At 74.7% G+C, this 14,375-nt stretch carries 10 protein-coding genes; 4 read left to right on the top strand and 6 right to left on the bottom strand.

Going from position 1 to position 14,375, the window contains the following annotated elements; all coding sequences use genetic code 11:
- The first annotated feature begins 108 nt into the window (after positions 1-108).
- Complete coding sequence (locus H7H31_RS30215) at positions 109-3,228, top strand: glycoside hydrolase family 2 TIM barrel-domain containing protein (protein ID WP_187064948.1); 3,120 nt, start codon at positions 109-111, stop codon at positions 3,226-3,228.
- A 170-nt stretch (positions 3,229-3,398) separates the two neighbouring features.
- Here the strand turns inward: H7H31_RS30215 and yczE are convergent, their stop codons facing one another.
- Positions 3,399-4,079, bottom strand: coding sequence for a membrane protein YczE (gene yczE / locus H7H31_RS30210; RefSeq protein ID WP_197995977.1), 681 nt, complete (start codon positions 4,077-4,079; stop codon positions 3,399-3,401).
- Between the two features lie 400 nt (positions 4,080-4,479).
- On the opposite strand from yczE, the gene yczR reads away from it, so the two are divergent.
- Positions 4,480-5,910, top strand: a complete 1,431-nt coding sequence (yczR, locus tag H7H31_RS30205) for a MocR-like transcription factor YczR (protein ID WP_308284260.1) — start codon at positions 4,480-4,482, stop codon at positions 5,908-5,910.
- Between the two features lie 152 nt (positions 5,911-6,062).
- On the opposite strand, the gene H7H31_RS30200 is transcribed toward yczR, so the two are convergent.
- From H7H31_RS30200 to H7H31_RS30180, 5 genes are all read right to left on the bottom strand, one after another.
- Entirely contained in the window at positions 6,063-7,250 is a 1,188-nt protein-coding gene (locus tag H7H31_RS30200; RefSeq protein ID WP_187064946.1) for an FUSC family protein, read from the bottom strand.
- A gap of 582 nt (positions 7,251-7,832) precedes the next feature.
- Positions 7,833-8,051 (bottom strand): hypothetical protein, encoded by a 219-nt coding sequence (locus H7H31_RS30195; protein ID WP_187064945.1) that lies wholly within the window; start codon positions 8,049-8,051, stop codon positions 7,833-7,835.
- Positions 8,052-8,563: 512 nt separating this feature from the next.
- Entirely contained in the window at positions 8,564-9,748 is a 1,185-nt protein-coding gene (locus H7H31_RS30190; protein WP_232110146.1) for an MBL fold metallo-hydrolase, read from the bottom strand.
- A gap of 117 nt (positions 9,749-9,865) precedes the next feature.
- Entirely contained in the window at positions 9,866-11,173 is a 1,308-nt protein-coding gene (locus tag H7H31_RS30185; RefSeq protein ID WP_232110145.1) for a DUF6745 domain-containing protein, read from the bottom strand.
- Positions 11,174-11,261: 88 nt separating this feature from the next.
- Positions 11,262-11,588 carry a hypothetical protein gene (locus H7H31_RS30180; protein WP_187064944.1) on the bottom strand — a complete coding sequence of 109 codons (327 nt, stop codon included), beginning with the start codon at positions 11,586-11,588 and terminating at the stop codon, positions 11,262-11,264.
- A 279-nt stretch (positions 11,589-11,867) separates the two neighbouring features.
- Here H7H31_RS30180 and H7H31_RS30175 point away from each other — a divergent pair, with 279 nt between their 5' ends.
- Positions 11,868-12,818, top strand: a complete 951-nt coding sequence (locus H7H31_RS30175) for an STM4015 family protein (protein ID WP_187064943.1) — start codon at positions 11,868-11,870, stop codon at positions 12,816-12,818.
- 272 nt (positions 12,819-13,090) lie between these two features.
- Positions 13,091-14,251, top strand: a complete 1,161-nt coding sequence (locus tag H7H31_RS30170) for an STM4014 family protein (RefSeq protein WP_232110144.1) — start codon at positions 13,091-13,093, stop codon at positions 14,249-14,251.
- The last annotated feature ends 124 nt before the right edge of the window (positions 14,252-14,375 follow it).

Here is a 14,375-nt window from a genome sequence, read left to right as displayed (position 1 = left end):
CACCGCACCGCACCGCACCGCACCGACAGTCCACTGGCTCGCCACCTGGTCGCAACCACAGGGTGGTAGGGAGCCAGGACCGAGCCCGGCAGCCCGTGAGGAGCAAGGATGAGTCACTCCGCAGCGACTCCCCACCCCTACTACGAGGACGTCTCGCCTGGCAGTGGCACCCTGCCGCCCCGGTCCCACTCCCCCGCGTCCGACGCCCGGCGGCTGGACCTCAGCGGCACCTGGCGCTTCCGCCTGTCGCCCGGCGCGACCACCGCGAGCACCGACTTCGCCCGGCCGGAGTTCGACGCCACCGCCTGGGACGAGGTGCCCGTGCCCGCGCACTGGGGGTTGCACGCCGGCCCGAAGACCCACCCCACCACCCCGCCGATCTACACCAACACCGGCTACCCCTTCCCGGTGGACCCGCCACGCGTGCCCGCCGAGCACAACCCCACCGGGGACCACCGACTCGTCTTCGACCTGCCGGCTGACTGGCCCACCACGGGCGAGGCCGTACTGCGCTTCGAGGGCGTGGAGTCCTTCGCCCGCGTCTGGCTCAACGGCCGGGAGCTGGGCACCTTCCAGAGCAGCCGGCTGCCGCACGAGTTCGCCGTGGGCCCACTCCGCGCCCCGGACGAGGGCGCCGAGCACGCGCTGCGCGAGCGGGGCAACGTGCTGGCCGTGCGGGTCCACCAGTGGTCGGCCGGCAGCTACCTGGAGGACCAGGACCAGTGGTGGCTGCCCGGCATCTTCCGCGAGGTGACGCTGGTACACCGACCCGCCGGCGCCGTCGCCGACTACTTCGTACACGCCGGCTACGACCACCGCGACGGGCGCGGGACGCTGCGCGTGGACAGCGAGCCCGCCGGCCGGGTGACGGTGCCGGAACTCGGCCTGGACCTGGCCACTGGTGAGAGCGCGAGCCTTCCCGTCGAGCCGTGGACGGCCGAGGCGCCGCGGCTGTACGCGGGCGAACTGGTCACCGAGGGCGAGCGGGTGCCGCTGCGCATCGGCTTCCGCACCGTGGCCGTCGAGGACGGGCTGTTGCGGGTCAACGGGCAACGGGTGCTGTTCCGGGGCGTGAACCGGCACGAGTTCCACCCGGAGACCGGCCGCACCCTCGACCTGGAGACGATGCGGCGCGACGTGCTCCTGATGAAGCGGCACAACATCAACGCCGTGCGCACCAGCCACTACCCGCCACACCCCGCCTTCCTCGACCTGTGCGACGAACTGGGCCTGTGGGTCATCGACGAGTGCGACCTGGAGACGCACGGCTTCCACGCCGTCGGCTGGCGGCGCAACCCCGTGGCCGACGACCGGTGGACGCCCGCGCTGCTCGACCGCGCGGCCCGCACCGTCGAGCGGGACAAGAACCACCCGGCGGTCATCATGTGGTCGCTGGGCAACGAGTGCGGCACCGGCGCCGGCCTGTCCGCGATGGCCGCCGCGATCCGCGACCGCGACCCGGACCGCCCGCTGCACTACGAGGGCGACCCGACCTGCGCCGACGTGGACGTGTACTCGCGGATGTACGCCCCGCACGCGGAGGTCGAGGCCATCGGCCGCCGCGCCGAGCCACCGCTGCCGGACCCCGCGCTCGACGCGCGCCGCCGCTCGCTGCCGTTCATCCTGTGCGAGTACGCGCACGCCATGGGCAACGGGCCCGGCGGGCTCAGCGAGTACCAGCGGCTGTTCGAACGGTACGAGCGCTGCCAGGGCGGCTTCGTCTGGGAGTGGATCGACCACGGCATCGCCCGCCGAACCGCCGACGGCACGCCGTACTTCGCGTACGGCGGGGACTTCGGCGAGGAGTTGCACGACGGCAACTTCGTCTGCGACGGCCTCCTCTTCCCCGACCGCACCCCGTCGCCCGGCCTCGTCGAGTACAAGAAGGTGATCGAGCCCGTCCGCATCGCGCCCGTCGGCGGCCCGCACGACGCCGACGGCACGGCGACGGGCCCGGTCTCCGGCGTACGCGTGAGCAACCTGCACGACTTCGTGGACCTGGCGCACCTGACCTTCCGCTGGTCGTACGAGGTGGCCGGCGAGGCCGTGGCGCGGGGCGAGCTGGCCGTCCCGCCACTGGCCCCCGGCGAGTCGGCGGACGTGAAGCTGCCGCTCGTCGAGGACAGGGCGCGGCCGGTGGGCGAGGCGGTGTGGACGGTACGCGCCGAACTGGCCACCGACACGCCCTGGGCGTCGGCCGGCCACGAGGTGGCCTGGGGCCAGTGGCTCGCGGAGCCGGACGCCGCCGCGAGCGACCCGCTGGCCGCGCCGGCGAGCGGGGCGGCGACGCCCGTCTCGGCCGAGGCCGACGACGCCGCGCCGGCGAGCGCCGCCGCGCGCGTCGCGCCCCGGACCGCCGACGACGGGCGGACCATCCTCCTCGGCCCCGGCACCTTCGACGCGAGCACCGGCGCGCTGCGCTCGCTGGGCGGCAGGCCGGTGGCGGGCCCGCGGCTCGACGTCTGGCGGGCGCCGACCGACAACGACGAGGGCGCCCCCTGGCAACCCGACGTCCGCTACGGCACCGTGTGGCGGCGCGCCGGGCTGCACCGCATGCGGCACCGCACCACGCGGGTGCGCGCCGAGGACGGGGCGCTGACGGTCGAGGCCAGGGTCTCGCCCGCCGCCACCGACCGCGCGCTGTCCGTCGTCTACCACTGGTCCGCCACCGCGTCCCGGCTACGCCTGACGGTCAGTGTGATCCCCGAGGGCGACTGGGACTTCCCGCTCCCCCGACTCGGGGTACGGCTCGGGGTGAGCGCCGACCTGGGCGAGGCCGAGTGGTACGGCGGCGGCCCGGGCGAGGCGTACCCGGACACCGCGGCGGCCTCGCGCCTCGGCCGGTACGCCATGTCGGTGGACCAGATGCAGACCCCGTACGTGCGTCCGCAGGAGAACGGGGCGCGCGCGGACGTGCGCTGGGCCCGGCTGCGCGGGGCGGACGGCGGGTGGCTGCGGGTGGACGGGGAACCACCGTTCTGGTTCACCGCGCGCCGCTGGACGAGCGAGCAACTGGACGCCGCGACGCACACCCCCGACCTGGTGCCCGGCGACCGGATCTGGCTCAACCTCGACCACCGGCAACACGGCATCGGCACCCAGTCCTGCGGCCCGGGCGTCCTGCCCGCGCACCGCCTCGACGCGGGCCCGGCGACCTTCTCCCTCACCTTCTCGGCCGGCGGCCCCGGCGCGAGCCCGGCGACCGAGGTCCCGGCCGCCGCGTCGTAGCGCGGGGCAACGCGGCCCCGGCGGCGGACGGCGCAGTCAGGCCGGCCGCCGCCGGGGCGCGTACGCGGGCGGCCAGGGGCGCGGGCCCGGGCCGCCGAGCACGCCCGCGCACGGCGCTGACCCGCGCCGACGACGCGGACGTACGGCACGGCGCCGACCACCGCGCCCCCTCAGCCGGTCGGGGCCGTCGTGCGCTCGGCCGGGGTGCGGTAGGCGCACAGCGGCAGGCAGAACTGGGTGACCGTGCCGACCGTGAGCGCGTAGACCACGGTGCCCACCCCCACGCCGCCGCCCAGCAGCCAGCCCACCGCCAGCACGGTGAGTTCGATCAGGGTGCGGACGAGCCGAAGGGAGCGCCCGGTCAGGGCGGACGCGCCGGTCATCAACCCGTCCCGTGGTCCGGGCCCGCAGCGCGCGCCGACGTAGACCGCGACGGCCAGCCCGTTCAGCGGGATGCCGCCGACGAGGAGGGCGATCCGGCCGGGCAGCCCCAGGTCCGCGGGCAGCAGCCACAGGCCGAGGTCGGCGGAGAACGCCAGGACGACGATGTTGGCCACGGTGCCGAACGTCGGCCGCTGCCGCAGGGGAATCCACAGCAGCAGCACGAGCGCCCCCACGAGGCCGCTGAGGGTGCCGAAGCTCAGCGAGGTGTGCCGCTCCAACCCCTCGTACAGCACGCTCCACGGGTTGATGCCGAGCGCGGCCCGCACCATGACCGCCAGGCTGAGGCCGTACAGCGCGAGCCCGGCGAACAGTTGCGGCAGCCGCCGCAGCGGGCGCTCACCGAGCCGGACGTAGGTCAGCGGCGGGCCACCGCTGGCGTGGGACTCACAGGAGCGGGCCGGTCGCACGGGCGCGGTGCCTGGCCCGGGCGCGGGTGCCGATCCGGGCGCGGGTTCGGGTGTGGGCGCGGGTTCACGCGCGGACGCGGGCGCGGGTGTGGGCCGGCCAGGTCGGGGCTCGTACGCGGAGGGCCCCGTCGTGTCCTGCTGCATGCCTCGTCGCCTCCGCCGTTCCGTATGCCATCACGCCACCTCGCCCGCGCGAGCCACCGGGGGCCTGCCCGGGCCGTAGCCGTGGCCGTGACCTGGGTCGTGGACCGTGGGCCGTAGGCCGTGGACCACCAAGGGCCGCCGGTGGGCCACTCTGTAGAGTGATTGGCCTGGAAAACAGGGCCAATATCGGGAGGGTGGTATGGCTGACGCGCGCGGGTTCACATCCGGAGGTCGATCGGGCCGTACGGAGCGGCGCGTGGGGAGCCGTCAACTCGCCGCGATGCTGCCCGACCCCGCGGGGACCCGGCCCGCCTACCGCCACCTGGCCCAGGCCATCAGCGCGCTGATCCTGGACGGGCGGATCGCCCTGCACGTGAAGCTGCCCGCCGAGCGGGAGTTGGCCACCGCGCTGCGCACCAGCCGCACCACCGTCACCGCCGTGTACGACCTGCTGCGCGAGAGCGGCTACGCGCGCAGCCGCCAGGGCTCGGGCACCTGGACATCCCTGCCCGACGGGCACGCCCCCACCGGCGTGGGCCGGCTGCTCGGGGCCCAGGACACCGCGATCGACCTGGCCAGGGCGGCCTCCGGACTGCCCGAGCAGGCGTTGCTCGACGCCCTCGCCGAGATCACCCCGCACCTGGTCGAGCACGTCCACACGCCCGGCTACCACCCGTACGGCCTACCGGAGCTGCGCGCCGCCGTCGCCGAGCGGTTCACCGCGCGCGGCCTGCCGACCGTGCCCGAGCAGATCCTGGTGACCTCGGGGGCCCAACACGCGCTCACCCTCGTCCTGGGCCTGCTGTGCGGTCCTGGCGACCGGGTCGTGGTCGAGAACCCGTCCTATCCCAACGCCCTGGAGGCCATGCGCCGCGCGCGGCTGCGCACCGTGTCGGTTCCGGTCACCGACGCCGGCTGGGACATCGAGATCATCGAGTCGACCCTGCGCCAGGTGGTGCCCCAACTGGCCTACCTCATCCCCGACTTCCACAACCCCACCGGCCTCCTCATGCCCGAGGCCGACCGCGGCCGGGTGCTGCGCGCCGCCGGGCGCTCCGGCTCGTGGTTGGTCATCGACGAGACCCTGACCGACCTCGCACTCGACGTCCCGGCCCCGCCGCCGTTCGCCTCACACGCCGCGCCGGGCGGCACCGGACAGGTCGTCACCATCGGCTCGATGAGCAAGACCCACTGGGGCGGGCTGCGGATCGGCTGGCTGCGCGCGCCCGCGCGCCTGGTCACCGAGTTGGCGGGACAGCGCGTCGCCGCCGACATGGGCGGATCGGTGCTGGACCAACTCCTGGCCGTCGCCCTGCTGGCACGGGCCGGCGAGTTGCTGCCGCCCCGGCTGGAGCGGATGCGCGAGCAGCGCGCGGCGCTCACCACGGCCCTGGCCGAGCATCTTCCGGGGTGGACCTGGCGGCTGCCGCCCGGCGGGCTCTCGCTCTGGGTCGACCTGGCCGAGCCGATCGCCTCGGCACTGGCCGACCGGGCGCTGGACCACGGCGTACGCATCGAGAGCGGCGCCGTCTTCGCCGCCGACCCCGGCATCTTCGAACAGCGGCTGCGCATCCCCTTCACCATGCCGGCGGACACGCTGCGCGAGGCGGTACACCGGATGGCCGCCGCCCTCGCCGACGGCCTCCCCGCCCATCCCGCGTCGCGACGCCCGCACTGGGTCGCGTAGGACGAGCGCCGACGCCCCGGCCGACGGCTGACGGCTGACGGCGCGCCGAACAACCGGCGCCCGACGGCGCTCGCGCACGGCCGGCCCGCGCGAGCGGCCGAACGCCCCCCACAGCCCAGCGGTCCAGCAACCCGGCGGCCGGCCGCGCGGCGTCACAACCTGACGAGCTTGCGCAGCCGGGGAAAGCGCCCGCGGTCCTCGCGGGCGTTGCGGTCGAGTTCCTCCATGAGCCGCGTGGTGCGGTGCTCCATGTCCATCTCGTCCAGCATCCGGTCGATCTCCGAGAGCAGCGCGCCGCGCAGGTGCCACTGGCGGGGGTCGGCTTGGACGGCCTCGCCGAGCAGGCGCGCGGCCCGTTCCCGGCTGTCCGCCGCCGCGTCCAACACCTCCGTCAGCCGTGTCTCGGCCTGCTGCGCGTCGGCGCTGACCTGCGTGGTGACCAGGACGGCGAAGCTCTCGACGGCGTCGGCGACGTGCTCGATCAGTTCCGCCAGCGCGTCGGCCACCTCGGGTTCGAACAGTGGCTCGCCCCTGCGGTGCTTGGCCAGGTCGGTGAGCGTACGGGTGAGCACGCGCACCACCACGGTGCAGATCTCCAACGTGTCCAGGCCCGTACGCAGCACCACCCGGTGCAACAGGCCCTCCTTGACCCGCGGGTTGAGGCGCAGGCTGTCCTCCGCCTGCCGCAGCGCGGCATCCACCCGAGTGACGTCGTTGTCCAGCCGACGGGCCTCGTGCAGGCGGGCCGCGGCCCGGTCGACGGGGGTGTGCTCGCCGAGCCCGCCGCTGATGTGCAGCAACAGCTCGCGCAGCCGGCAGGCCAGGTCCTCGATGTGCTCGCTGGCGGTCCGCACCCAGACCGGTGGCGCGAAGAGGAAGTTGAACAGCAGCCCGACGATGGCCCCGATCAGCGTCTCCAGCACCCGGTCCCAGGCTGTGTTGGCCACCCGGGTCACCCCGAGGACGAGCATGGCGCTGATCGCCACCTCGGCGGTGAACTCACGCACCTTGACCAGGTGCCCCGCGGCCAGCGAAGCCAGGATGATCAGGCCGAGGCTCCACCAGGACAGCCCGACGAGCGAGCTGAACGCGATGGCGATGAGCACCCCGGACACCACCGCGTTGACCCGCCGAATGCCGGTGGTCAACGTGGCGTACAGGGTGACCTGCACGACGAGCAGGGCGGTCAGCGGCGCCGTCAGCGGCACCGGCTCGCTGCTGAGCTGGAGGGCCACGGCATACGAGATGGTCGCCGCCGCCGTGGACCGTATCGCCTGCACGACGGTGGGGTGGCGGCTGCGTTTGGTCAGTTCGGCTACGGGCTCCTTCACGTCGGGCACGTCCTGCCTGTCCCGCCCCCGGCCACCTCCGACACCGAAATGCCCGCTCTGCCACCTGCCTGGCGGTAGGCGGGCCAACCGCGCACCGAGGGCCGACAGGCCCACCACGCCGGGTCGCGCCGCATCACGCCTCCTCCTTCACACTCCCGTCAACGCTCCTGTCGGCGTTTCCCGCCTGGCCGTCTTCCCCGTTCACCCGCCACACGCACATCTCCGACATGCCCATCTGGGATCACGCGTCCGACCGACCGACTCGGCCAGTCGGGTGATCGATCCGCGGGCGGACGACTGTCCGTGCACGTCCGCTTCCCGAGGTCAGGGGATGGGATGGCTGGCACTGTCGCGACGGCTCTGACCGGGCAGCCCGTCCGCGATGGGCACACGGACGCGCACGGATGCCTCAGGCATGGGCATGGGCATGATCCTGGTCGCGGCCAAGGCCGTCTCGCCGCTCAGGCCCGACGTCGAGACCAAGGCGTTCCGGCACAGGTCGTCGTGTTCGCCGTGAAGTCGAAGGCCGCTATCGCCAAGGCATAGCTCACAGCACTGAGCGGGGCGGCCGTGGCCGCCCCGCGGGTACAGCTAGTTGCCCTGCCTCTTGATGTAGGTGAGCGCACTCATGCCGAGGCCAAAGGCTCCCGCCAAAGCTCCGGCACCCCCAGCAACAGCAACGCCGGGTGCTATCCCGAGCAGGGCGAGCACGAGACCAGACACAAGGCCGACGACCATCGAGGTCGACAGGAGCAGGCAGACCTCCAGAGTGCGGTGGTCGCACACGTCCTGAGTCGAGTTGGTTGCCATCCAGGCACCTCCATGCAGCTCTCACATATTCCGCTGAATCCGGGCAGACGTCCCCCCGGACATCACCCACGGATCTCGGCGGAAACAGGCACTTAGCGCCTGATTACGGAGAGTTGGAGCCTTCGACGTACAACCTCAAGTGACCGCTCCTATCGGGCAGTTGATACCCCGCTACCGTACATCAGTCTTCGATATACCTGCCAGCTCTCAAGAGGTGGCGTCCATCCGCCGGCGCAACCGCGCAGCCCACGGGCGAGCCCCTGTCACGGGCGACCGGGACCAGACCAGGAAGGAGGCCCGCCATCCGGCACCGCAGGTGAGAGCGGGTGGCCCCGGGCACGGGCAGGCTGGTTCGATCGACCGAGCGTGTGCTGTGCGGGGGCCACGCGTGGCCCCCGGACAGCGGGGATCACCCGGAGACCGACCCGCCGCACCCCGGCGGTCACGCGCGGAGGTCGACTGGCGGCGGGCCGGCGCGTGCGCGAGCCGCCGCTCGGGTTCCGCCTCCGGCGTCATCGCTCGTCGCCCGGCTCACCGTCCGCGCGGGTCGGCGGCTGCGGGCCCACGGCGTCGGGGCGGCGCCACGGGCGGTCGACGGGCTCGCACGCCACCCGCCACCAGGGAGCCACCGGCACCTCCCCCGCGGGCTCGAAGGGCTCGCCGGGGCGGGGGAACGCCACCGGGACGCCGGCGTCCGCTGCCGCGTCCCTGGTCCACTCGGCCGGCTCGGCCCACGGGTGCGGGGCCAGGTTGAAGGTGGCCCAGTGGATGGGGAGGAGCACGCCGCTGGCCCCGCCCTGGAGGTCGAGGTGCGTACGCACCCCCTCGGCGGGCGTCATGTGGATCTCGGGCCAGAACTCGCTGTACGCGCCGATCTGGATCATCGTCGCGTCGAACGGCCCGTACTGCCGGCCGATGTCCGTGAACTCCGCGAAGTACCCGGTGTCCCCGCTGTGGAAGACCCGGTGGCGCGGGCCGGCCACGACCCAGGAGGCCCACAGCGTGTGCTGTCCGCCGCGCAGTCCGCGCCCGCAGAAGTGGCGGGCCGGCGTCGCGGTCAGCGTGAGGTGGGCGACCTTGCCGGACTCGTGCCAGTCCAGCTCGGTGATCCGGGTGGCCGGCACCCCCCAGTGCTCCAGGTCGGCCCCGACGCCCAGCGGCACGACGAAGGCCGTGTCGGTGCGGGCCAGGCCGCGGATCGTCGGCATGTCGAGGTGGTCGTAGTGGTCGTGGGAGATGACCACGACGTCCACCGGTGGCAGCTCCGCCAGCGGCAGCGGCACCGGGTGCAGGCGCCGCGGCCCGGCGAAGGGGAAGGGGGAGCACCGCTGGCCCCACACCGGGTCGAAGAGCACCCGCTGCCCGTCGATCTCGGCCAGCACGCTGGAGTGTCCCATCCAGGTGAGGCGCAACCCCGAGGCCGGCTCCGCGGCCCAGTCGGCCGCGATCGGGCGGTGCACCGGCACGTGGCCACGCGGTGCCCTGCGGGCCCGGTCGACCTTGCTGAGCTGGGTGAGCAGCAGCCGACCGGTGGAGCCGGGAAGCAGGGTGCGGGTCGGCAACGGGTTGCGGAACTGACCGGCGGCGAACTGCGGTGACCGCCGCATGCGGGCCAACCGCTCTCCCGTCGGGTCGGCCCCGAAGGCCGCCGGCCGCAGCGCGGCGATGGGCTTGCGTCGAGCGTGGGGGCCGGTCAAGGCACCTCCTAGGAAGGGGCGTGGGCGAAGCCGGTGGTGGCGCGCGGGGCGGTTGTCCTCAACCTATGCGACGCCGCGCGAGCGACCAGTCCCCGGGGGCGGGGCCGTCGCGTCGGCTCAGGTCTGCCGCCGCGGCTCGTACGCCTCGGCGCTGAGTCCGAACGTCCAGGCCACGCCCTCGCGTGCGGTGCGCGTGCGCGGCGGCACCCGCAGCCAGTACGTGCGGGACGAACCGTCGGGCTCCGGTGTGGAGTTGACCACCTCGACCATCACCACCGGCTCGTCGCCCTCCAACTCGATGCGCCACAGCACCCCCGTCTCGTCCCGGTGCACCGGCTGGGCGCCGGACTCGCTGAGATAGCGGTCGTACCCGTAGTGCTCCAGCATCACGCGGCGCAGTTCGGCGTTCTCCTCGGTGCGGATGCGCCGGGCGTCCAGCGCGCCGAGGCCCTCCAGGAAGTCGGCCGGCACCGGCATGCCCCGCCAGGCGTACAGGGCGAAGCCGTCGGGGTAGGCGAGGGCCGGGCCGTCGCCTCGGTCGAGCCGGCCCGCCTCGTCCCGGTGCAGTTCGCGGGGGCGTTCGCTGATAACCGCCACGGTCTCGTACGGCCACCACCAGCCGGCCGCGCGGGCCACCGCGCTCACCCCGGCCAGCGCTTCGGCCCCGTCGAAGGCGGCCAGCCAGGCCGCGTCGTGCTGACCCAACACGGCCGACGCGAGGGCCAGCCGCACCGCCGTCTCCTGGGCCGCGCCCCGCTGTTCGCCCTGTGGCTCGCTCCGCTGCCCGTCCCGCTGTCCGATCTGTTGCTCGTCGGGTCCGGGCGCTGGCGCGTCGATGTTTCCGCCAATCACGACGCCGGCGGCGCGCCCCTGATCGGGGCCGGCGAGGCCGGTGGTGATGCCGGCGCGGACGCGGTCGGTCAGGCCCCGTGTCAGTTCCCACAGGGGCGCCGAGGCCAGCGCCCACCGCGCGGCCCACCCCTGCGGGCCGAGTTCGGTGAGCACGCGCCGCCGCTCGGCCTCCCATGGCCCGCTGCGCACCGCCTCCCGCACCGAACGGCCCGGCCGGGGCGCGTCCGGGTCGACACCCGCCGCGCGCAGCGCCCGCGCGGCGCGCGCCGCGACGACGCCCGGCAGCGTCGCGCGCTGCCCCGTCAGCAACAGCACGGCCGCGGCGCCCACCAGGGGCGAGTCGGCCCACACCACCCGCTCGGGCTCGGCCAGGCCGGCCTGCCGGTAGGCCAGTCGCACGCCCGCCTCGGCGCCCGCGCGGTCCGCGCCAGCGGTGGCCGCGGCGACCGCGCGCCAGTCCGTCCCGCCCGCGTTCCCGGACGGCGCCGGCGTCCGCTGCTCGTCCACGGCCAGTTCCCCTCCCCCGGCCTGCCGCTCCCCAACGCGCTGCTGTTCCCCGACGGTGTTCGTCATCTCCCGCTCCCCCTCTGTCGTTCGGTGTGTGTGGCGATGCCAGGCCCGCGGCGGGCGGTGCCGCGCGGGCCACGGCCGCGTCGGCGGCTCAGTCCGCGACGACGCGCACCGCGCCCGGGGCGTACTCCCGCTGGCGCACCACGCGGTACCAGCCCTTCGGCAGCGGTATCGGCGCGTGCTCCTCGTGCACCACCCGGCCGCCTTCCGGGAGGTGGAGGTAGCCGGCGCCGCCCAACCCCGGCTCGCGGACCAGCGAGCCCGGTCCGACGACCGCGTGCGCGTGCCCGGTGACCTCGCCGAGGGCCAGGACCAGCCGGCCACGCCCGTCCCGTGGCCGTGGGGGTAGGGCGGCCACGCTCGGTGGCAGGGCCTCGCGGGCCACCGGCACGATCAGGACGTCTCCCTGTCGGTACATGTGCTTCCTCCGTCGGGCAGTTGGCCGAGGTGTTCCGGCGACGCTCACGACGTTAGGTGGGGGGTCTGACAGTCGACCGCACCCGCCACCCACGGCCCGGCCCACCGGCCGCGTGCCCGACGCCACGGAGGCGGCGCCACGGGGTCGACGCCCGCCATCTGCCGGCCGTCACCTGCCGCTGGCCGCCCGCTGGCCCGACTGTCAGTGCCGCTTGGTAGAACTCTTCGCAACGTCCCTCGCACGTCGCGCGAGCCGTACCGAACCCAGGAGATCCACCCCATGACCGTTGAGCACCTGCAAGAACTGCACGGCCTGCCGACCTTCGTCTTCCCGTCCAAGGGCGAGTCGACGGAGCTGCCGGCCGCGGAGGTCGTCGCCTGGTCGATCGCCGCGTCGCCGTACAGCGACGAGACGGAGGAGTTCACCGAGGTCTTCGAGCGGTTCCTGTCGACCGTGGACGTCGCCAAGGTGCGTGCGCTGATCATCGGCCAGTGGGGCGAGCCGTACGACAACAGCTCCGACCACGTGGTCGAGCTGCTGGTGGCCGCGAAGGACCGGCTGACCTCCCTGGAGGCCCTGTTCATTGGGGACCTGGAGGCCGAGGAGGCGGAGATCTCCTGGATCGAGCAGGGCGACGTGACGCCCGTGTTGGCCGCCTATCCGCGACTGCGTGAGCTGGGCGTGCGCGGCGGCACGGGGCTGCGGTTCCCCGCGGTCAGGCACGAGGCGTTGCGCACGCTGACCTTCGAGGCCGGCGGGCTGCCCGGTGAGGTGGTGCGCGGCGTGGTCGCCAGCGACCTGCCGGCCCTGGAGTACCTGGAGATGTGGTGGGGCGTGGAGGAGTACGGCGGCGACGCCACGGTCGCCGACCTGGCGCCGCTGCTCGACGGTGGCCGCTTCCCGCGCCTGCGCCACCTCGGGCTGCGGAACAGCGAGATCCAGGACGAGATCGCCACGGCCGTGGCCGCCGCGCCCGTGGTGGCCCAGCTCGCCTCGCTCGACCTCTCGTTGGGCGTGCTCAGCGACGCGGGCGCCCTGGCACTGCTCGACGGGCAGCCGCTCACCCACCTCAAGTGGATCGACCTGCACCACAACTTCGTCACCGAGGACGTGGCCAACCGGCTGCGCGCGGCCTGGGAGCCGGCCGGGGTCGAGGTCGACCTCTCGGAGACCGGCGACTCGTGGGAGGACGGCGACGAGATCCACCGCTACACGGCGGTCGCCGAGTGACGTACGCGCCCACCCGCCGTCAGGCGCCGCCGCGTCCCGGGCGTCGGCCGGCCGGCGCGTCACGTACGGCAGGCGCGTGACGCGCGAGGGGCGCGTCACGCGCGGGGGCACGGGCTCGCCGCGCCGCGAGCCCGCGCGGCCCGGTGGACCCGCGAGGTCCGCCGGGCCCGGAACAGCACAGCCCGGGTACGGGCCGGAGAAAGGGGAGGTGAGCCGCCATCGTCGCGTCGTACGCGCCGGATGAACGGGGTCCGCGCTTCGCGGTCGTCGGAGTGCGGGACGGTCGGCGGGTTGCGCTGTTCACCGCCGCGGCCCGCGCCGCAGGGCTCGACGCCCCGCGCGTGGTGGACTGGTCCCGGGTGCTGCGCGCGGGGGCCGTCTTCGCGCCGGGTGAGACCGTGCGGATCGACTCGCCGGGTGAGGACGTGGCCGTAGAGGGCGCGCTGCGCGGCGTCGACGATCCGACCCGGGTGGAGGGCACGGCCCGCTGGTACGCGCGGTTCACCTCGGCCACGGTGGAGGTGGCCGACGCGGCGCGGGCGGCGGGGGCTCGACTCCTTGACGATCCGGGCGAGTTGTCCGTGCTGTTCGACAAGCGGCGCTGCCATGGTGTGCTGCGGGCGGCCGGCGTGCCGGTGCCGCCGTCGCCGACCTCACGCGCGCCGGCGACTCCCCCGCGGGTGCGGTCGACCTCGGCCGGCGGGGCCGGCGCGGTCGAGTCCGCGGGGTCCTGCGCGCCCGTGCGCGGCTGGGACGACGTGCGCGCGCTGCTCGCGGGGACGGGCGGGTTGCGGCGCGCCTTCGTCAAGCTCGCGCACGGCTCGTCGGCCTCCGGCGTGCTGGCCGTCGAGTGGGCCGGGTCCGGTCGGGTGTCCGCCAGGACCTCGGTGGAGCGCTCCCCCGACGGGCGGCTGTTCAACTCGCTGCGCGTGCGCCGCTACACCACCGAGGCGGAGGTCGCCGCGCTGGTGGACGCGCTCGCGCCGGACGGGCTGCACGTCGAGCGCTGGCTGCCGAAGGCGTCGCAGCGCGGGCGCGCCGCCGACCTGCGGATCGTGGTGGTCGGCGGGCGGGCCACGCACGCCGTGGTGCGTACCAGCCGGTCCCCGATGACCAATCTGCACCTGGGCGGGGCGCGCGGCGAGTTGGCCGCCGCCCGCGCCGCGACCGAGGCCGCCGGCGTGGCTTGGGGCGAGGTGCTGGGCCTGGCCGAGCGCGCCGCCGCCTGCTTCCCGGGCACCCTGTGCGTCGGCGTCGACGTGCTGCCCGGCACGGGCTGGCGGCGCTTCGCCGTCGGCGAGGTCAACGCCTTCGGCGACCTGTTGCCCCGGCTGACCGGTCTGCCCGGCAGCGGCGCCGAGGGGCTTGACACCTACGGGGCGCAGATCGCCGCCGTCACGACGAAGGAGCACCACCACCATGCCACCCGCTGACCCCGCAGGTCAGAACCTCCGCGCGGCCTCGGCCGCACCGGAGCGCGCGAACCCCGGCTGTCCGGGCCCGAGTTGGGGACCGCCCGAGCCGCGCGACGAGGCGCCGCACCTCGTCGAGCCGGAC

This window comes from Streptomyces buecherae (assembly GCF_014295035.1).
Lineage (GTDB): Bacteria > Actinomycetota > Actinomycetes > Streptomycetales > Streptomycetaceae > Streptomyces > Streptomyces youssoufiensis.
Note: the sequence above shows the minus strand (reverse complement) of the source record. Positions and strands in the feature narration are given on the sequence as shown.